Source organism: Sporocytophaga myxococcoides (assembly GCF_000775915.1).
Taxonomy (GTDB): domain Bacteria; phylum Bacteroidota; class Bacteroidia; order Cytophagales; family Cytophagaceae; genus Sporocytophaga; species Sporocytophaga myxococcoides_A.
Genome location: NZ_BBLT01000001.1, coordinates 774,327 through 794,191, shown reverse-complemented (window position 1 = coordinate 794,191; position 19,865 = coordinate 774,327). Strand labels below are relative to the sequence as shown.

Here is a 19,865-nt window from a genome sequence, read left to right as displayed (position 1 = left end):
AGACTATATAATTAATGTCAAAATATAGTAACAAAGAACTTTTCAAGATCATAGAGGACGGGTTCCTCAAATCACTTGAAGATGTTTTAAAATCAGTAGACACCAAAACCCTAAAAAAAGTGAAAAAAGTAGTTAAAGCCGCTGCTAAAAAAGTAGCAAAGAAAGCCGCTTCTAAGAAAGCAGCTTCTAAAAAAGCAGCTTCTAAGAAAGCAGCTTCTAAAAAAGTAGCATCTAAGAAAGCAGCATCTAAAAAAGCAGCATCTAAAAAAGTAGCTTCTAAGAAAGTAGCTTCTAAAAAAGCAGCTTCTAAAAAAACAGCTTCTAAGAAAGTAGCTTCTAAAAAAGCAGCTTCTAAAAAAACAGCTTCTAAGAAGTCCGCAGCTAAGAAAGCAGCTGCTAAACAATAAGAAGCTTAATCTTAAAAAATAAAAAGACATCAGAAATGATGTCTTTTTTATTTTATGCTTATCACAACTTCAATATGCTTCTTCCCTTTTATGTAAATATTAAATGCATTGGTGCTTCATCCAGACGTTTAATTTTTACCTGAACCTTATAAAGCTCATACAGTGTCTCGCTCGTCATTGCAACTTCCGGAGGACCTTGCATCAGGATCTTTCCTTCTTTCATTAAGATCAGATTGTCGGCGAACTGAGCTGCCAAGTTTAAATCGTGAACTACTCCAACAATAACAAGGTTTGCTCTTAATATTTCACGAAGCTTTGTCATAAAATGCAGCTGGTAATAAATGTCAAGGTAAGTAAGAGGTTCATCCAGAATCAGGTATTTTACTGATGAATCGTCTGACAATAGACTGATCTGAGACATAACCCTTACAAACTGCACTCTTTGTTTTTCTCCTCCACTCAGGGTTTGATAATTCCTATCAGCTAATTCATAAAGCTCGAAATACTTCATAAGCTCTTCACATATCTGATGATCCTTTGGAGTAGCTTTGCCACCAAAATGAGGATACCTTCCCATTAATACCACATCACGAACTGTTAATGAAAAAGGTAAGTCTGTTTGCTGAGATAAAACAGCTCTTACTTTTGCAAGATCATTATTGCTATAACTTCGCAATGCTTGATTTCCAACACTTACCTCTCCTGCCGTGGGCCTTAAAAGTCCTGAAAACACCTTGATCAATGTCGACTTGCCAGAGCCATTAGGTCCCAATATTAGGTTCATTTTACCTGGTTCCAATGTTAAAGAAATATCTTGTAAAATTTTTTTGCCTCCAATTTCAAAACTCACACTACAGACCTTCAACATAATTAAAATAAGTATTGATTTCTCTTTTTTAACAGATATAAAAAAATGGGAACCCCTACAAAAGAAGTAACCACGCCGATTGGCAGTTCTGCAGGAGCAAGCAAAAGCCTGGATATGAGATCAGCACTTGTAAGTAAAATTGCTCCCATCATTGCACTTCCTATTATAAGATACCTGTTATCCGACCCGATCAGAATTCTGATAAGATGAGGAGCTATTAAACCGACAAAGCCTATAACTCCGACAAAAGCTGTAGTCACTGCTATCAGAAGTACATTTAACACCATTATATTCTTCTTAATCATTGTGATGTTTGCGCCCAGCATTAAGGCATCTTCTTCACCTAACATCAGAGCATTCAAGGCTTTTGAATAACGAAGCGCTATCAAAAAACATAAACCACAAACTATACTGACAACCCAGACAGCACTCCAACTTGCCCCGGATAAAGTGCCCAAATTCCAGAATGTTACTGACCTCGCCTGTGGATCTCTTGCTATATATGATAAAAAGCCAACACCACTCATAAACAAAGAGTTAATTGCAATACCAGTAAGTAACAAAACTACAACGGATGATTTACCAGTTTCTTCAGAACTTGCAAACATCATTACCAGAATTGTTGCAATGACTCCTCCAATACAAGCTGCAATTGTCAATGTCCATTCTCCGGCATCAATTTTCATTGTTGTCCCTAGAACAAGGTATAAAGCGGCTCCAAAAGCGGCTCCGCTGGAGGTGCCGATCAGTCCAGGTTCTACAATTGGATTTCGAAATAAAGCCTGCATCAACACACCAGCAATAGCCAGTGATCCACCTGTCACAATGCAAAGAATAGCTCGGGGAAATCTTATCTGAAGAAATATATTTTCCCTTAAACTAAGTGCTTCTTCATTCGATCTTATCCACTTTTGAATTGAACTTAGGATTTCAATCCATGAAATACTCACTGCTCCAAACCTCACAGAAGTCAATGCAAGCATAAACAATATCAAAAGCAGAAATAAGAATATAGGTCTGTGCTGTTGATCAAATCTATTCATCAGAATGAAATAACTTTTTCATTTTTAAGATATTCTCACCAATCCGGGGACCAAAATAAACAAGATCATGCTCCTCGAATCTGTATATCCTGTTTTTTTTTGCTGCCTTTGTAGTTGCGATACCGGGAAGCTCCTTGATCTTTTCAGGAGTGCCAAGACGATCATATCCGAAGTCAGTAAGCAGAATAATATCAGGGTTTGCATCAGCTATGATTTCAGCTGAAATATTTTGCATACCTTTATCTCCAGTTACTGGTACTCGCCCCCCCGCCCATGTAACCATTTGCGCAGCATTACTTAGCTGGGTCATCACAAGATAAACATTCATAGCTCTTCCATAATGAATAATGACCACATCGGGAGTATCCACAATTGGCCTTTCACTTTTTAAGGCGGCATTCAAGTCATTGTCAATTTTTCTACAGAGTGAGTCTGCCTGAATTTCTTTATGAAAGTACGTTCCCATTTCTTTAATCAAAGCTTTTGTTTCTTCAATATCTTTGGCTCTTGAAAACGTTTTCATGGGAATCTGAAGTTTTTCCATCTGAGACATCACATGTTCTGGACCAACATTATTATCATGAATAATTAAGGATGGCTGAGCCGCAATCATACCTTCCGCACTTAATGCCCGGTGATAACCTACCGTCGGAAGTTTTTTTATTTCACCAGGATAGGTACTTGAAACATCCACTGCTACAAGATTATCCTGAGCTCCCAATGCATAAATAATCTCATTATATTGTTTGGCAATACAGACAATACGCTCCTGCCTGCCCTCCTTTTTGACTTCATTTCCAAAACGGCCACAAGCATCACAAACAAACAAAACTAAAACAGGTAAAATCAGTCGTTTCATAATTTTCATTATTAATAGAGGCATTCTAAAAAAGAATGCCTCGTCTTGGATTTTATCAGAATGAATACTTAAGGTTTAAGCCTCCGAAATAATTTATTTTATATGGGGCAGGAAGATATGCATCAGGTAGCTGATTCAGGAAAACCATATAATAATATTGAGTGCTTGTAATATTATTAGCTCCAAAATAGACACCTACATTAAGATGATCAAAAAACTTATGTTGATATCCTACTTTAGCATTCAACAAACTGTAACCTTCAGCTTTATTATTTCCATCTGAAGTAAAAGGCATCTGATCTCTGTATGAATAATTTACATTTCCATAAACTCCATATTTAGTAAGAAAATCAATTCCAGCATTTAAAGTAACAGGAGGAACTCCAGCTACTGCATTTCCGCTGTAATCGACTGTTACCAGGCTATCTTTATTTGTTTTAGTTTTTGCTACTGATTGATATTGTATGTTATCATATCTGAAATGCGAGTAGGTAAAATTTGCAAATGGACGAACTGAAGTAAAAGCAGCATTCTTTGATTGATAAGCAGTATAAATAAGCATTACTTCAAGGCCTTTGTTATTAAGACTTCCGCTATTTACAAGATATGTATAGAGGGTTGCTGTATTTGCCGGATTTTGAACAGCAACTGTTGTCATTTTGTTAGAAAATATTGTATTAAAAGCAACTACCTGAAATTGCAGTCTTTCGTCCAGCAAATTTCCTTTGGAACCTATTTCAAATTGAGTTCCTATTTCTGGCTTCAACCCGAGATTTAATTCCCCCGTTGTTGGAATATAAAAATAAGAACTAACAGGAGCCTTGTATCCTTTACTATAGGATGCATAAACGGAAATTTGTCTGCTAAACACCTTATTAAATGCGAACTTTGGAGAAACCATATCTGTATAAGAAGCCTTGTAAGAGGTAGGAACATGTTTCGCTTTCGTATTTGACGGATTATTATTTAAAGCAAGGTAATTTCTGTCATCTAATCTTATATTCATGGTACTCCAGCCAACACCAGCTGTCAATGATATATCATGAGGTAATGTCAAAGTCCATTCAGAAAACAAGGATGAAGTGGAAGTAATGGTAGACTGATTACTTCTTTGCGGACCTATAATGTTATAGCCACTTAGATTAAAACTATCCGCTACCATTCCGTAACCAATGATCTGGGCATGCTGGCTTTGAAATTCTATTCCTGTAATTCCGGATAAACTGATTTTACTACCTAGAGCAAATCTGGTATCAAATGTAGAACGAAAACCATAATTGACAGGCCTCTTATCCGTCCAGCCTCCTGCCGAGCTGGCATTACTATTCATGCCGGAACCAAAGACTGTCGTATTATTGGAAATATTTCTTTTTATTCTATAGAGATGTCCAATGCCAGCTCTAAAGCTTATTATTTCAGAATGTGCATTGTTTTTAATATAAGCCTTATTGCCTGAATAATCTCTATTTTTATATTGCTCAATAGTAAGCTCTCCACCTCTTTCATCATAACTATTGCTATATCCAAAATATGCGGTTATTCCCTGTCTCGCATTCAGATTAAAATCGCCCATTACATTAACAAAATCTTTTTGAGAAGCAGAATGTGCCATGAACCCATCTGATTTTTGTTTACCATAATTAATCAACAAAGAAGATCTTTCCCCTCCTATTTCAAGAGAAGTCGTATACCTTTGCAAGCCATAGCTTCCCAGCATTGCAATCTGACTGACAGAAGTTTTCCCCTTCTCTGCTTTTTTAGTTTGAAGGTTTACAACACCTGCAATTGCCAGTCCATATAGAGATCCTGAAGGCCCTTTGACTACTTCTACATTGCTTACAGAACCAAAATCGATATCATCCATGAGGGTGATACCTTCTGCATCTGTTATGGGAATATTATTTAGGTAAACCTTGGACCCCTGAGTGTCAAAATTGCTATTTATCCCATTTGTCCCCCTTGCTCCATTACCATATCCCCGGATATTAAATTGCTGGCCTGCAGATACAGTTCTTCGTTCCATATATACTCCAGGAACATTTGTATTAATAGCATCATCAAGGAATAGACCTGTCCCTCTTTTAAGTTCTGTTTCGTTCAATTTAACGATTGATTGAGGTTGATTCAGAATGGCCTTATTAGCATTAGACGTTGCTGAAATTTCAATTTCTTTCAGATGCGAATCTGATTGAACCAATTCTATCAGAACATCCTGACAACTAACCACATTTAATTGATAATCCTGATAACCTATATATGAAGCGGTAATCTTTAACGAATCTTTACAAGCAACTTCAAATTGCCCCAGTTCATCAGTGCTAGCTACAGTTTGGCTTTTAATAAAAATATTTGCTCCGGATAAAGGAGACTTAGTTTGTTTATCGATCACTTTTCCTCTTAAAATTTCCTGTCCTGAAGACATGGAAATAATTGCCCAAAGGAAAAGATTTAAGAATAGAAATCTTTTCATTATTGAGTGAAGTCTAATTTTTAATAATATTATTGATGTTACTAAGATTATCTTTTATAGAATTTCATTTTATAAAAGATACATTAGAATTTAAATTCCGGTGGGACAAAAGGAGTATTGGTAATCATCAGCTGATAATGAAAGATAAAATCAATACAAAATCTATAATATTTTAATAAAAATATTTTTTCTAAACCAATATTAATAGGCTGTATCAGTTTTTTGCTACCATATTTACTGTAAAAATTAGGCTTTTTTTTATGTCCGGATTTTCCAAAAAAAATATTGAGATATCTATCAACTTCTCTTTTTATCCAGCTTTCATAGTTATCCTGAAAACACAAAAACACAATACTGTCTTTACTGACATTTGATGAAACTACATCATACATTATTCCATTGTGTAAAAATTCATTTGATCTATTCCAGCCTAAAGTATGTTTATCTTTTTTTACCGCTATCCTCATCAATAGCTCCGTATTACTTTCCATTGCAGAGTTTGCAGCTATTTTAGCTTCCACCCTTTTATTTTCCCAATACAGGTATCCGACTAATTCAGCAAACAAAAAGGAAAATAGGATAATGGATATGAAAACAGATTTCACCTTTGAGCTTTATAAAACTTTCTTTTAAACTAATTCCCTAATTATTATTCGGGGGTATTTTCATGCTAGCCCGAAGTAAAAGATTTTACAGAATTAAAATGGTAACAAAAGATACATTAGGATTTAAACTCCTGTGAAAGAAATGGGGGTTCATAATCATCTATTGATAATGAAACATATAGTCAATATTGGGGGGTATAATATCTCAAAAAAAAATATTAAAAATGAGATATCATATTTAGCAGACCATAAACACTTTGATCTCGCTTTTTCATCTACATTGAATATAGCAATAAAATTACGCTTTATTTTTTAACTTCTCTTTTAATGGAATTTCATTATATACTAAAAATACCAAATAAGATATCGGCATTACTTAACTTTAATTAACTGCCTTATACTTTATTTCACATGTAAAACTACTCTTAACTTCTAATTCACAGTTAGACTTTTTTTCTGCATTACACATGTAATAGCTAGGATAACAGCCCCTTTCAGAGAATCAAATAATAGAACAAGATATTTAAAAAAGATCTTTCAGAGAGAGCTTGAAACTCATTTTAAGCAAAGGCCTCTGATTACGTGTATACTTTATGTCAATAGGAAACTTGGTAATTTTTTCAATACTTTAATTGTTTTCAAACCTTCATTTATCTCGACCTGAACAAAGTAAACACCTGATGGAAGCTCCTGAGGAACAGAAATTATATACTGAAATTGAGAAGAAATCATAGCAGCCTCGTTAACATTTTTACCTTCATTGCTTATAAGTTTTACTGACTGAATCTGACTTTGTGAATTCACACTTAGCTTATCTGTAAACGGACTTGGAAATACCTCAATGTTATTCTTTTGATTCAATTTTGCCAACGAAGTTATAATTGCATCCGCATATAATGCTGATGATGGAATTATAGTCTTTGTTATTTTAGAAGATTCATAACTAACTGTAAGTATCTGGTCATAATCATATTCAAATATTCTACGGTAAAAGCATGTACCCCCCTTTTTCAATCCTATATAGCCACTTTGCTCAGTGGTTACATGCAAACCATCATTATTAGCAACCATTGTATTACCGATAAAAAGTCTGCTGCCGTCATCAGACTTAATTAGAAGGTATATTCTCCATCCTCCGGGACTTCAATATATCCTGTATATCTTATGGCATAATGATCTACTGGTAATCCTCCAATATTAAGGTTGATCTGGTTTACACGGTTTGTCCGAGAGGCATTTCCCAAAGTTGTAAAATCCGGAATAACGTTTCCTTCATAATCCGGATAAAGAGAATAATTTACTGCATTCATTACGGAAACCGGATTCTCTGGTGTTCTAAGAGGAACAATTCTATACAAGGATGATGTTGGAATTATTCTCTTCGTTAACATAGGACCTGAATAGCTCACTTCAAGTCCAATACACCTGTACCCTGGAAATACTCTAAAACAATCGCATGTTTTCCTTTTTTAAGTCCTATACTACCCTGAGCTTCAATCATTCCATGGATGCCATCATTACTAACGACGATTGTGCTTCCAATATACAACTTTGACCCATCATCAGAACTTGTATAAAACGTATATATTCCGTCCGAAGGAATATTAATATATCCAACATATCTAACCGCTAAATTGGATGAAGTTCTTTCTGGTATAGTAAGGTTAAACTGATTGATACGACCAGATTTATTTATAACAAGAGAGTTAAAATCAGGTAAAATAGTATAAGTCCCTGTATAAAATTTATAATCTAAACCATTAACTGCAAAACCTACCGGGTTTTCAGGATCACGCATCGAAGGAATGTAAAGGATGCTCGAAGGAATGATTTGCTTAGATATGCTGGGGCCGCTGTAGCTAACCTCAAGCCCATCTCCACTATTTCTTTCAAAATATTCAAGTGCAATAGCATGCTTGCCTTTTTTAAGAAGGATATTCCCTGATTGCTCAGTCATACCATGTATCCCATTATTTAGAACAACCAGTTGATTTCCTATATACAGCTTTGTTCTATCATCTGAATTTGTATAGAAGATATATTCTCCATCTGCAGGAACATCAATATAGCCATAGTATTTTACTGCAAAGCTATCAGCGGTATGATCAAAGGAAGTATTAAATGACCTTATTACTGCACCTTTCCATAAAGGCGTTTCCAAAGAAAAATCAGGAAGCATATCATAACCTTTCTGATAATATTTACTACACTTAGAGGATTTTCTGGCTCACGATATACCTTGGGATCCGAATAAAGATCCACTCCCATACTCCTCTTCCCCAAGTTCCAATCCTTAACTTCTTTGCTCCATATGCAATACTGATATCATTAACCTCCGTATTTGGTAATCCATGACCGTAGTATATCCACAGAGTTAGTGAAGCATTCTTATAAAATACACCGATTGGTGATCCTATAAATAATCCTTCATTGGTGCCTTTTTCATAGGCGATACAAATGGCACCTACATCATTCTGAAAATTGAGCGTTATATTTGTCCAGGTATCACCGCCATTGGTTGACTTGAAAATGCGTTTACCGTTTCCTCCATTTGTAGTTAAATAAACAGCCATAGCATCAGTAGGACTCACAGTAATTCTGGTAATATCACCAGCAGACTGAATTTTTTTGTCCACTTCGTTCCTGTATCAAAAGTGCGATAAAAATTACTTCCGTTAGAGGTATAAATTGTTTTACCATCAGTAGGAGCTATTGTGATATGTTGCAAATTAGCTCTCCTTTAAGGTTATTACTTATTTTGATCCAGGAGTCACCACGATTAGTACTTCTGAGCACATCCTGATACCCTTCAACAAGATTTTGAGAATTGGTAAGATCTATTGCAAATGGTGTAGCCCCCCCACAGCTTCAGCCTTTCTTAAAGCATTAGTCAAATCCTTGGAATTATTCCATGCCTGAGTAGTTCTCACTATTCCATCATCTTGATATAAGAAGAATATTGCACGCTTTCATTGGTCGGATCAATGATACACATGGTGGCATCGCCTCCTGTCGTAACTCTCCAGTTTCCATTTGAAAGCCTCGCATTGCCTCCATCGTCCTGGGTCGCCCCGGAGACCATTAAATTATTGGTTTGTGCCGAAGCTATTCTGTAATACATTGTAATCACAAGTCCATTTGAAAGGCTTGTCCAGACCTTGACTGTTCATTAAATTTATCCACTCCACCATCATTGCAAAAATATATCTCTGATAGGTTTGCCGGATTATGAAAAACAACCTCTGAAGTCAGCATTCACTTCAGTTCTTACAGCATCATTTCCACAACACCAGTTTGTAATTTCAGTCCAAGTTGAGCCTCCGTCTTTTGACTGTTTCAATGTAACAGCTCCACCATACATTATATTTTTATTCAACTGTGAGACGTAAAAAATATCTGCATCTGACATTGTATTAGATTTGTAACTAAATTAGTTACCTCTGTCATTTGATACATACAAGTCTTTTGTAGAACCATCTGTTTTAAAAACAGCAGCGACAAACTCCTTATCAGAAGCGGAAACCCCGAGCCAAATCCTTGTTTTAGTTTTACCTAAACTGCTTACCTTACTCCGTAGCACCACCATCGACGGAATGAAAGAGTTCACTGCCAATATAATAATCATCTGATGCAGCATAAATAGTACTTCCATCTCCCGGACGAAATACGACATCACCATGTTCTCCTGTTCTGACAACAGTCCAGCTGACACCACCGTTTGTTGTTCTGTAAAGGCCTTTGTTTGTTGCAGCTAAAATGATCTGAGAGTTGGAAGGACTCATCGCCATCTTCTTTACATTTATACCATTTGCCTTAGTGCCCGTCAATCCAGTAGCAGACCATGTAAGACAACCATCTGATGACTTGTAAACTCCCAGGCCAGGAAGCCACCATTCTCCTGTACCACCAATATTTACATAAACTATATTTGCATTCTGATTATCAACAAGCACAGTTCCGCAAAATAATTGAGGTGAACCATCACCAACCGAAGTATAAGAAGTACCGCCATATGTAATTTTCCATACTCCACCGCCGACAGTAGTGACATAGTAAATGCTTGGGTTACCTGGAAACACAGCAACTGATCTTGCTTGCCCCAAGCCCCAATAGCCTCCACTATTAGTTTTCATACCAATGCTTGTCCACTGTGCCATTGCATTCTTTGAACGCTTGACATGACCTTGCATCTGCTTGTATACTTCAAATGATTTTAAAGGATCAGGAAAACTTCCATCCGGATTAACTCTGTCTCGCCAGAACCATTCCCATCTTTTATATCTATGGTATTCGTTGTTTTCTACCCTTCCACCCATTACATTTTCAGTAGCAAATGAATCTCTGGAAAGACCATCATTTTTTTCCCTAAGCTTCTTGTGTTTGAAATATCGGTTGGCTCTTTTTTATATTTTATGGAAATCAGGTTTTCGCATTTCCATAAATTCAGGAATGTCTTCATTTTCCTCTTCCTCATGTTGGGAGAAAGAATTTCCAAAAGAAATTATAACAAGAAAAAAGATATATAGAATTTTGTGTAGAGTTGATTTCATGTTAGCTATTATGTTTTAATGCTACAAACTGAAAAGCAAAAGGTTAACATATTGTAATTATACAAAGACATTTTAGTGAGGTTAAAATTTTAAATCAAAGGATTAGAAAATCAGCTCAAATTGCCCATTCAACTGAAGCATTTTATTAAACCATCACTTTAATCTAAAAAATGATGTGATAGTAATTCTTCCACAAATGGAAAAGAAGTAGAAAGAAGCAGCTTAAAATAAATCAGGATTTAAAAAAATAAGGTACTACTCAAGTTCAAAATTGAGTTCAAAAATTTTATAGTATTAAACTTTCAAAAATAAAAAAACCGGAGAAGGACTCCGGTTTTAATCAATTTCTTTTATTTAACTCATCACGAATTCGAGCAGCTTTTTCGTAATCTTCTTTCATCAAGGCCTCATCGAGCATAACTTTTAGCTGATCAGATGAAGTATCTTTAATTTGATCAGAAAGATTTTTGGGTTCTGCTTTTTTTGCTTCTTCCTTTTTTTCTTTTTCAGGTTTTACCCCTGATTCTTCTTCACTGAGATCGCTAAGAACAATGCCAGCTTCAGAGAGAATATTTTCATAAGTATAGATAGGAACTTCGAACCGCAAGCCTATTGCAATGGCATCAGAAGGTCTGGCGTCTATCTCAATGGATTTAATGCCATCCGTACAAACTATTTTAGCAAAGAATACCCCTTCTTTTAGGTCTGAGATCACGATTTCATCAACTGTGAAATTAAATCCAAGCGCAAATGATTTAAAGAGATCATGAGTCATGGGTCTGTTTGGCACAATTTTTTCGATTTCTATAGCAATCGCCTGAGCTTCAAACATACCAATAATAATTGGCAACCGTCTGTTACCACTTTCTTCACCTAATACTAATGCAAAAGAGCCAGATTGAGACTGGCTCGAAGAGAGACCTAATATTTCTAACTTGATCTTATCCACTTTTTTTTATTTTAATGCCTTGGCAGCTTCAATTAATTTAGGCACTACCTCAAAAACATCGCCCACAATGCCATAATCTGCTGCTTTAAAAAACGGCGCTTCAGGATCTTTGTTAACAACGACGATCACTTTTGAGGAATTCACACCTGCAAGATGCTGAATTGCTCCCGAGATTCCTAATGCAATATACAAATTTGGACTGACCTTTACACCTGTTTGCCCCACATGTTCATGATGTGGCCTCCAGTCAAGATCAGAAACTGGTTTAGAGCATCCTGTTGCGGCTCCCAAAGCTTTTGCAAGATCAATAACCAGATTCCAGTTTTCAGGACCCTTCAAACCTCTGCCACCAGAAACAACTATATCAGCTTCAGTCAATAAAACATCGCCGGTTGCCTTTTGAGTTTCCTTAATTTGGACTTTAAAATCGCTGTCAGATAATTGGGGGTCAAAAGCTTCAACTGTAGCTGAACCACTACCCTCCACTGCAGAATATGCATTCTTTGATATTGTTATTACTTTCTTAGCAGAAGTTAAATCGTAGAAAGCAAAAGCTTTACCTGTATAAATGGATTTTTTAACTTTGAACCCGGAAGAAAGGTCAGGAAGGTCAACAACATTGGTTACAATTCCAGCTCCAAGTTTAAGCGCTAGCCTTGACGCTATAGCATCTACAACAGAAGACCTTGAAAGGATAATAGTGTCTGCATTTTCCTTTTTTGCCGCTTCAGCAATTGCAGAAGCATAGGGCATCGGTAAAGGCTGTGAAAGTTTATCATTTTTACAGGATAAAACTTTTGAAGCTCCGAATTTGCCCAGGGAACTTATTTGATCATCAGAATAGTTTCCTATAACTAATGCAACTGCCTGAGTATTGATTTTTTTGGCAAGTGCTGAAGCGTATCCTACAGCCTCAAGAGAAGATTTTTTAATCTCACCGCCTGCGCCTTCTACAAAAACTAAAACTGACATATATAAATTTAGTTTATGATTTAAAAATTAGATTAATTAATTAAAGAACTTTTGCTTCGTTTTTCAACAAATCAAAAAGCTTTTCAGGAGTTGATGCATCGATCATTTTGCAGGCACCTTTCGGAGCAGGCAATTCATAATTCAGCAACTTTACATTATCAGCTACATCAGTAGGTTCAACAACTTTCAAAGGTTTGGTTCTTGCAGACATAATGCCTCTCATGTTTGGAATCTTCCATTCAGCAATAGGCTCCTGACATCCGGCAACCAAAGGAAGCTGGGCTTCAACAATTTCTTTTCCGCCTTCAATTTCTCTAGACATGATCGCTTTTCCGCCTTCAATATCAAGTTTCATAACAGGAGATACTGACGGAATTCCCAGCAACTCTCCTACGATACCATGAACAAGTCCACTGTTATAATCAATAGACTCTCTACCCATTAGTATTAAATCGTAATTTTCAGATTTAACAACTGCAGCTATCTGACTTGCTACATAAAATGCATCTTTAGGAAATGCATTGATTCTGATAGCATCGTCTGCTCCTATTGCCAAGGCTTTTCTTATGGTAGGCTCGGTGTCGGCTTCTCCAACATTTAATACAGTAACAGTTCCCCCGGCAGCTTCCTTCAGCTCAATAGCTCTTGAAAGCGCATATTCATCATATGGACCAATTATATATTGGATACCGGAAGTATTTAATTTTGTATTGTTATCTGTGAATGAGATTTTGGAAGTGGTGTCCGGAACGTTACTGATACAAACTAATATCTTCATAAAAATATGTTTAATTCCTTCTAATAAACTATAAATTTGCGATGAAGTTACATATTTCACTAATAAAAATAAAAATTAATGAATAATTCAAGACTTGAATTACTCTTGCAATATTATAAGGAAGACCCTCAAGATCCATTTACCATATATGCATTAGCTATAGAGTACCTCAATACAGATGTTCAGAAATCAGTAAATTATTTTTCAATTCTTCTGGAAAATCATGAAGATTACACGGGGACATATTACCATGCAGCTAACCTATTCTTCAAATTAGGACAACTTGAAAAAGCGGAAGAAGTTTATAAGAAAGGTTTGGAAATTACTTTTAAAGTAAAAGATATGAAGGCAAATCAGGAATTAAGATCTGCATACAATCAGTTTCTGGATGAAATTTCAGAAGAGTAAAAAAAATAGCCGATCACAAAAATGATCGGCTATTTAAGTAATATCCGTCGGGGTGGCGGGATTTGAACCCACTGTTTTTAACTTTTTAATTAACTGAAAATCTGTAAGTTATTGACTTAAAACCTAATTCCAGATCTGCCTTTTTCTGGCAACTACCTTTTTTGAACCCCTGAAAGCCAGTATAGATGCCAGTTTCAGACGTTTTCCATTTTGGATTATTACTATAATCAAATATAAGTTAAAAAAGTTAAATAGCTAATTAATAAAGCATTTCATTACAAAAATCTTGTCGAAAATCGACATATTTTTTGTTGTATTCAATCCTAATTTATGTTGAAATCGGTCAAAATTTTGATTATCAGAAAATGGAAGGGAAAATGAGAAATGGATGTAATTTTTTTTATTTTATATCTTCTTGTTTTAGAAAATTTGAAAGCTGGTGCATAAATACTTCTGCATCCCATATACATCTTTCAATATCATTAGAAGAAGCCTTGCCATGGCCAGATTTTATAATTTTCTCCATTCCGATTAAAGCATAAAGTTCGCTTAATATTGAAGAAGGTAGTACACCTTTTCCTATAAGATACATAGCTACCTCCATGTTATCGTCATCAAATAAGTCCAAATAAAGGTTGTCTTGCTGATTAGCCAATTTTTTAAATAAGGCATAAATACTTAGCATCTTTTCTTGAAACTTAACCTCTAAATAAAATGAACGTTCAGAAAATGCATCTGTGAGATGATTGAAATCATCCGGTGAAAGATCAATTTTATCTAATTCTGAAATTGCCATTTCAAGAGGCTCACGCAACTTGGTTGTAAGTTGAACTATTTCATTGTAATCATTTTTATTTATAAAATTATTATGCGCAACTTTACACCTGAGCTTGTATAGATTTAGCCATTTAGTCTCAAAATCCTTCCATTCTATTTTAACAACTTTTGAAAAGTACTTATTCCAATTATTGGTTGGTATAAAACTCTTAAGATGATTTAAATCTAAATCTTCAATCTTAGAAGCATTATTTATATTCTCATGTAACTCTTTAATATCAGGAGTCTTTATTTTTCCGGAAAGAAATGTAGTTAAATCTTTAAAATCGGTTTGATATAAATAGTCTGCTTCGTTTGAGAACATTTCCTTTTCCTTTTTCTTTACTGAGCTTTTAATTTCTTCAGGTATGTTTTCATCAATCCATTTGCTACCTAGCTTTGTGACTGAAAATTTTGTAAGAAGCTTCCGCATCAAATTTTCAATTTCATTGATCTTGGGATATGCTTGCTGAGAATAATACAAACTAATATCATCCCATAGCGAAACTGGCTTCTTTCCCGATGCAGTGATCAAAAGTCCCCTAATCACTTTCAGAAAGGAAGAAAACACTTCTATTCCACCAACATTATTACAAATAAATTTAGTATGAAATGATTTAAAATGCGGATCAACTACATTATCTAATAAAACGTCATAGGCAATTTCCAATTCTTTAAATTTTATACATTTGCCTTTGTTAATAATTTGAATATCTGCATTAGATTCTAAGTAATTATTAAAGGCCTGAATTGTGCTACAGAAGCCATCTTGAGTGTCAATTACTACAATATATTCTACTTTAATTTTATCCATAAAAAATGTGATTTAAAATTCCGGAAAATTTCAAAGTCTGTTTTATTACAAAAAAGTTCCGAAATCTCTTAAATGTGCACGTCTGTAAAATTGCGATTCAGCTTTTGGGTAGTATCATTATCCACGCTCTTTTAATTATAATTCCTCCGTACCTTTTATGCCTTGTCAATTGCTTTATTTCTTTAATTCCTCCTTCATTTTGTCGATAAAAATTTTAGGATTCTTACCTTCAAGCAATCTATCTACAGTAAACTCCTCAATCATTCCCAAACCATAATCTACTGCGGGGTCGACAATAGTTTTTGCTGCCGCGCCCAAAGCTAATCCTAAACTACCTGCAATTAATCCTCCTAATCCAGCAGTTGCACCAAATAAAACTGTGTGTTTAATAATCTTTCCTTTAGCAGAGTCGAAAAATCTTTTTGCATTTTTTATCTCCGCTATGTAGGCTTCAGTTACTTCTTTTGCATTAGAATTTTCTCCAACCTCATTTATCCATTTTCTAAAATATTTTGCGCTTTTTAAATGTCTTAATTTAAAAATATCTGACATATTAAAGCTGTTTTGTAAATATATTTCCTTTAGATCTGGAGTATTTTCAATCCTTAAAATCTCGGAGACATTCTCACTTATATGATAAGCCTTACCAATATTTTCAAAACTTTGCTCTACAATTTCTAAATGATTGTAATTATTGTAACTTTTAAAGCCATTCTTATTTATTATTCCTGCTTCCAAAATAGAGTGCCCAAGCTCAAGTAATTTTTGTCTTTCAACAATGTCTAAATCAAATGGGTCTTTTAGAAATGGTAATCCAACTTTTGCTAAAGTATTATTTGTATATGAATCAATTATAAACTTAGTTGTATCTACACCAAGTTTCATATTGTCAATCTTTATATACTTTGGTGTAATGATTTTAATAAGTCTATTTCTATTACTTTTGTCAATATTGAATCTTCTTAGTGCCTTATAAATATTGGTTTCAGGGTCAAGTTCATTATCAGATAATACTCCGCCAACTATAGGAGGCTGAGAATAGATAGAAGAGGTATCAATTGTTCCATCATTTTTCTGTTTGCCTGTGCTGGTAAAAATTACTGATGATTTTATTGAAAAGTTTATGTAATTACTTGCAATCAATCTTTCAACAGTCGCTAAACCCAGTTTACTAATTAAAAAGGAAAGTGTATAATTTTCGTAATCAGTATTTAAAACTAATTTATCAAATAGTAATAGCTGTTCAAATATATTTGCAAAAATTAACTTTTCTTCTTCTTGAGGAAAATTTGGTATCTTACCAATTATAGAAGAGTTTGTAATGGAATTATTATAAACAATGTTATTCATTTAGAAAAAATTACAGGTTCTTTAATTTTATCAAACAACAAATAAGTTGCTATAATTTATATAAAAATTATAACATCAAAATACTTTTTTTACATATCAAAAATCTGGAAAAATATCTAACTCTCTCCCATCCCGAAAAAGCCCGAGACCTCTCAAATAAGTGTCAGTCTGTTGCATCGATGAGTGTCGGTTCTGTTCTTGTACCGTCTTTATATCTGCTCCAGCTTTAAAGAGCCTAATATTTCCAGTATGTTTATAACTATACAAGTCCTTACCGAATCCATATAAACCAAGAGAGTCTAACACTTTTCTATGTCTTCTATAGAAATAATTTTGACCAACATGATCAAGCCCTGGTGTTCCTGCAGCAGAAAAGATATAAAAACTTTTAGGATAATCTCGCAATTTCTTTTCTTCAATGATTATTTCTAAAGCTCTTGGTATCCTTATATGTTGCCCTCTATCGTTTTTTGCAATTTCCGGGGGAACGTAAATTGTATCTTTTTGAATGTTATCAATCTTCAAATACCTTAACTCTTCGGTTGGTCTGAGGAAGGCAAAATATATGAATTGGATAAATAATAATAGTTGATGATCTTTTTTCTCAATAATATGATTCTTAATTCTTTCTATTTCATCATCACTATATGGTATGTGCTTTCCTGAGTAGGCCTTTTTCCTTTTTACTTTAGTTACTGGATTGTGGCGAATCAATTCTCTATCTAGATAAAAGTTAAAAATAATCGAAAGGTAACCTACATAGTTATTGTAAGTCTTTTTACTCATTACCTTTTTCGTTTTAGCATCTACAATGGTAGTACTTAAAAAATCAAAGAACTGATATATTATCTGAGTAGTATATTCTTTAAAGAGATAGGCTTCATACTTTGGCTCATGGCTATACCACGATACTAAATGCTTTCTAAGAGATTTAAATCCTGACTTTGTCCCCTTTTCCAAATCCAAGAATTTTATCTTGCATGCAAAGTCAAAAGCATTCAGGAGTGTAGCTGTATTAAGATCAATACCACTTTGACCATTCTTGCTTTTTAAGAAAGTAACAGCTCCCTTAATTAACAAGAGGTCTATTTCTTTTTTAAGAATTCGAGCTGCTTTGTTCCGCTGACTTATTGTGGCAAATTTATTTAAGCCTTTGCTTTCTCTTTTTCTTACTAGCCTTTCAAGGTCAATGTTCCATATCCGATATTCTACATGCCAATTCCTTTTAAGATCTGGTCTTCCTGCTTCATCTTTAGGAATTACTATTCTTCCTAATTCATATGGATATAAAGTAGAATCATTTACTGAATAATTTTCAATTATATACTTTCTGATTTTAGGTCTCATCAGGGGTAATAAGAGTGTTTTCCCCTAATTATTTATAAAAATTTTGACAAAAAATTGGCTTTTTTTCTGCCTGCCAAGGCGACTGTCACAGACAACCACCTGACAATCAGAGTTATATTCGTCGGGGTGGCGGGATTTGAACCCGCTGTCTTTTATTTTTTAATCAATTGATAACCTGTAAGTTGTTAACACAAAGCATATTTACAGAACCGCTTTTTTCTGGCAATGCCTTTTTTGGACCTCTGAAAGCCAGTACAGATGCCAGTTTCTGACATTTTCCATTTTGTATTTTTACTACAATTAGAAATTATTAAAAATGTTAAATAGTTAATTAATAAACCATTTCATTGCAAAAATCTTGTCGATAATAGGCAAAGTTTTTGCTGAAAATTGCAAAAATCTTGTTGAATCTGTTTTTAAATTATGATCCAATTCAAGGGTTGAACGAACTACACATACAAGGTTTTTCTTGGCAAGCAGGACAATATTTTTCATCTTCTCTATATTCTCCAAATTTTATATTTCTTCTCTTTAATTTTTTGATACTTGCCTTATGCCCTAATCCTGCTGCTTTCTTTAGGTCTACGATTGACAATTGATACTTTTTTAAATCTTCACGACACGCCGATCTATTAGCAAAATAAATTCCTTTGGATTCATTATTTGAATATTTTATTGCTAATGTAAAATCCAATTCAGCCATTTCATATCTCTTCATCTTCCCGTATAAACACCCTCTAGAATTATAACAACTGGAATATTTAGAGTTAATTAATATAGCTTTATCAAAATCCTTTAAGGCTTCTTCATATTTATAATTATCGTAATAAAGTGACCCTCTTTTAAAAAATAGTTCTGCACTTCCTGGGTCTGAATCTAAAGCTAAATTAAGCTTACGAAATTCATTATAAAATCTTACTACATACCCATAATCAATAATTGCTTCAAAAACTTCCTTAGAATACTCGTCAATATTATCCATCATAAGTATCTCCTTTTTGGGGTATTTTTATTTATTAGATTAGAATCAAATTGATTATGATCACCTAGTTTTGGTACCATATCACTTTAATAATAAACCTCTCGCATTTATCTCCTTTACGCTTCCATAAATAAATATTAAATCAAAAAGGGGAATATTACTAAACTCCCCTTTTCAATTATTTAAGATTTTTTTGTGAAAGTTATTTCAATCAAAGCAGCTCCTGCCATTGTAGAAACAACAAGTTCAGTCTCTGTTAATTTTAAAATGGTAAAGCTATAAGCATCTCCGTCCGAATTGATGTTAATTACTTTTTTATCAGTACTTAGATTCCATGAGCCAGTATAGAGATCTTTGTCCTCTTCTTCATCACATTTGGTATTCTCAATTTCCTGATAAACCAGGTTCTTATTAAAAATAACGATATTGTCATAGAAGCAATCTGGCATTGTCTTAATCTGGCCTGCCTGGGTTACTTTTGTAATTCCCCATGTTTTTGAAGTTGTACCTGCGATCAAATCTTCATTACTGGCGGGAGTTGGATTTTCCTTGTCCTTTTTACAAGATGAAAAAACCACTAACAAGGCAAATAGATAAATTACTTTTCTCATTTTTCTTTAGTTTGTTTAAAAGTGAATTTTAAAAAT

The 19,865-nt window shown here is 34.3% G+C and carries 22 protein-coding genes; 2 read left to right on the top strand and 20 right to left on the bottom strand.

The annotated features are described in order from the left end of the window. The first annotated feature begins 14 nt into the window (after nucleotides 1-14). Nucleotides 15-407 (top strand): hypothetical protein, encoded by a 393-nt coding sequence (locus MYP_RS03420; protein ID WP_197059998.1) that lies wholly within the window; start codon nucleotides 15-17, stop codon nucleotides 405-407. Between the two features lie 88 nt (nucleotides 408-495). Here the strand turns inward: MYP_RS03420 and MYP_RS03415 are convergent, their stop codons facing one another. The 15 genes from MYP_RS03415 to MYP_RS03345 form a co-directional block, all read right to left on the bottom strand. Then, nucleotides 496-1,275 carry a heme ABC transporter ATP-binding protein gene (locus MYP_RS03415; protein ID WP_045458433.1) on the bottom strand — a complete coding sequence of 260 codons (780 nt, stop codon included), beginning with the start codon at nucleotides 1,273-1,275 and terminating at the stop codon, nucleotides 496-498. A gap of 2 nt (nucleotides 1,276-1,277) precedes the next feature. Beyond that, nucleotides 1,278-2,318, bottom strand: a complete 1,041-nt coding sequence (locus MYP_RS03410) for a FecCD family ABC transporter permease (RefSeq protein ID WP_045458430.1) — start codon at nucleotides 2,316-2,318, stop codon at nucleotides 1,278-1,280. Further along, nucleotides 2,311-3,177: a heme/hemin ABC transporter substrate-binding protein gene (locus MYP_RS03405; RefSeq protein WP_045459148.1), complete on the bottom strand. Its 867-nt coding sequence runs from the start codon at nucleotides 3,175-3,177 to the stop codon at nucleotides 2,311-2,313. Before MYP_RS03405 ends, MYP_RS03410 begins: the two co-directional genes overlap by 8 nt. Before the next feature lie 55 nt (nucleotides 3,178-3,232). Continuing rightward, nucleotides 3,233-5,647, bottom strand: a complete 2,415-nt coding sequence (locus tag MYP_RS03400) for a TonB-dependent receptor (protein WP_045458427.1) — start codon at nucleotides 5,645-5,647, stop codon at nucleotides 3,233-3,235. Nucleotides 5,648-5,730: 83 nt separating this feature from the next. After that, nucleotides 5,731-6,252, bottom strand: coding sequence for a hypothetical protein (locus MYP_RS03395; protein WP_045458425.1), 522 nt, complete (start codon nucleotides 6,250-6,252; stop codon nucleotides 5,731-5,733). A gap of 591 nt (nucleotides 6,253-6,843) precedes the next feature. Further along, nucleotides 6,844-7,323 (bottom strand): T9SS type A sorting domain-containing protein, encoded by a 480-nt coding sequence (locus MYP_RS03390; protein WP_045458422.1) that lies wholly within the window; start codon nucleotides 7,321-7,323, stop codon nucleotides 6,844-6,846. A gap of 41 nt (nucleotides 7,324-7,364) precedes the next feature. After that, complete coding sequence (locus MYP_RS03385; protein ID WP_156140283.1) at nucleotides 7,365-7,643, bottom strand: PA14 domain-containing protein; 279 nt, start codon at nucleotides 7,641-7,643, stop codon at nucleotides 7,365-7,367. 14 nt (nucleotides 7,644-7,657) lie between these two features. After that, complete coding sequence (locus MYP_RS03380) at nucleotides 7,658-8,431, bottom strand: PA14 domain-containing protein (protein WP_045458417.1); 774 nt, start codon at nucleotides 8,429-8,431, stop codon at nucleotides 7,658-7,660. A 31-nt stretch (nucleotides 8,432-8,462) separates the two neighbouring features. Beyond that, complete coding sequence (locus tag MYP_RS03375; RefSeq protein WP_045458414.1) at nucleotides 8,463-8,888, bottom strand: hypothetical protein; 426 nt, start codon at nucleotides 8,886-8,888, stop codon at nucleotides 8,463-8,465. 293 nt (nucleotides 8,889-9,181) lie between these two features. After that, nucleotides 9,182-9,373: a hypothetical protein gene (locus MYP_RS03370; protein WP_045458411.1), complete on the bottom strand. Its 192-nt coding sequence runs from the start codon at nucleotides 9,371-9,373 to the stop codon at nucleotides 9,182-9,184. Nucleotides 9,374-9,478: 105 nt separating this feature from the next. After that, the gene (locus tag MYP_RS03365; protein ID WP_045458409.1) at nucleotides 9,479-9,661 is read right to left on the bottom strand and encodes a hypothetical protein; all 183 of its coding nucleotides are present in this window, start codon (nucleotides 9,659-9,661) and stop codon (nucleotides 9,479-9,481) included. A 157-nt stretch (nucleotides 9,662-9,818) separates the two neighbouring features. After that, nucleotides 9,819-10,568 (bottom strand): WD40/YVTN/BNR-like repeat-containing protein, encoded by a 750-nt coding sequence (locus MYP_RS03360; RefSeq protein ID WP_045458407.1) that lies wholly within the window; start codon nucleotides 10,566-10,568, stop codon nucleotides 9,819-9,821. Nucleotides 10,569-11,142: 574 nt separating this feature from the next. Then, complete coding sequence (locus MYP_RS03355) at nucleotides 11,143-11,751, bottom strand: bifunctional nuclease family protein (protein WP_045458404.1); 609 nt, start codon at nucleotides 11,749-11,751, stop codon at nucleotides 11,143-11,145. Nucleotides 11,752-11,757: 6 nt separating this feature from the next. Then, the gene (locus tag MYP_RS03350) at nucleotides 11,758-12,723 is read right to left on the bottom strand and encodes an electron transfer flavoprotein subunit alpha/FixB family protein (protein ID WP_045458401.1); all 966 of its coding nucleotides are present in this window, start codon (nucleotides 12,721-12,723) and stop codon (nucleotides 11,758-11,760) included. A 40-nt stretch (nucleotides 12,724-12,763) separates the two neighbouring features. Beyond that, nucleotides 12,764-13,501, bottom strand: a complete 738-nt coding sequence (locus MYP_RS03345; RefSeq protein ID WP_045458398.1) for an electron transfer flavoprotein subunit beta/FixA family protein — start codon at nucleotides 13,499-13,501, stop codon at nucleotides 12,764-12,766. A gap of 78 nt (nucleotides 13,502-13,579) precedes the next feature. On the opposite strand from MYP_RS03345, the gene MYP_RS03340 reads away from it, so the two are divergent. Further along, entirely contained in the window at nucleotides 13,580-13,909 is a 330-nt protein-coding gene (locus MYP_RS03340) for an enzyme of heme biosynthesis (protein ID WP_045458395.1), read from the top strand. A 400-nt stretch (nucleotides 13,910-14,309) separates the two neighbouring features. Here MYP_RS03340 and MYP_RS03335 read toward each other — a convergent pair whose 3' ends face one another. The 5 genes from MYP_RS03335 to MYP_RS03315 form a co-directional block, all read right to left on the bottom strand. Next, complete coding sequence (locus MYP_RS03335) at nucleotides 14,310-15,539, bottom strand: HEPN domain-containing protein (protein WP_045458391.1); 1,230 nt, start codon at nucleotides 15,537-15,539, stop codon at nucleotides 14,310-14,312. Between the two features lie 174 nt (nucleotides 15,540-15,713). After that, on the bottom strand, nucleotides 15,714-16,889 hold the full coding sequence (locus MYP_RS03330; protein ID WP_045458389.1) for a hypothetical protein: 1,176 nt from the start codon (nucleotides 16,887-16,889) through the stop codon (nucleotides 15,714-15,716). A gap of 96 nt (nucleotides 16,890-16,985) precedes the next feature. Beyond that, the gene (locus MYP_RS03325) at nucleotides 16,986-18,236 is read right to left on the bottom strand and encodes a tyrosine-type recombinase/integrase (protein ID WP_045458385.1); all 1,251 of its coding nucleotides are present in this window, start codon (nucleotides 18,234-18,236) and stop codon (nucleotides 16,986-16,988) included. A gap of 433 nt (nucleotides 18,237-18,669) precedes the next feature. Further along, a complete protein-coding gene (locus MYP_RS03320) occupies nucleotides 18,670-19,221 on the bottom strand; it encodes a tetratricopeptide repeat protein (RefSeq protein ID WP_081990381.1) in 552 nt (183 codons plus the stop codon). A 179-nt stretch (nucleotides 19,222-19,400) separates the two neighbouring features. Further along, nucleotides 19,401-19,829, bottom strand: a complete 429-nt coding sequence (locus MYP_RS03315) for a lipocalin family protein (RefSeq protein WP_045458379.1) — start codon at nucleotides 19,827-19,829, stop codon at nucleotides 19,401-19,403. Between the last annotated feature and the right edge of the window lie 36 nt (nucleotides 19,830-19,865).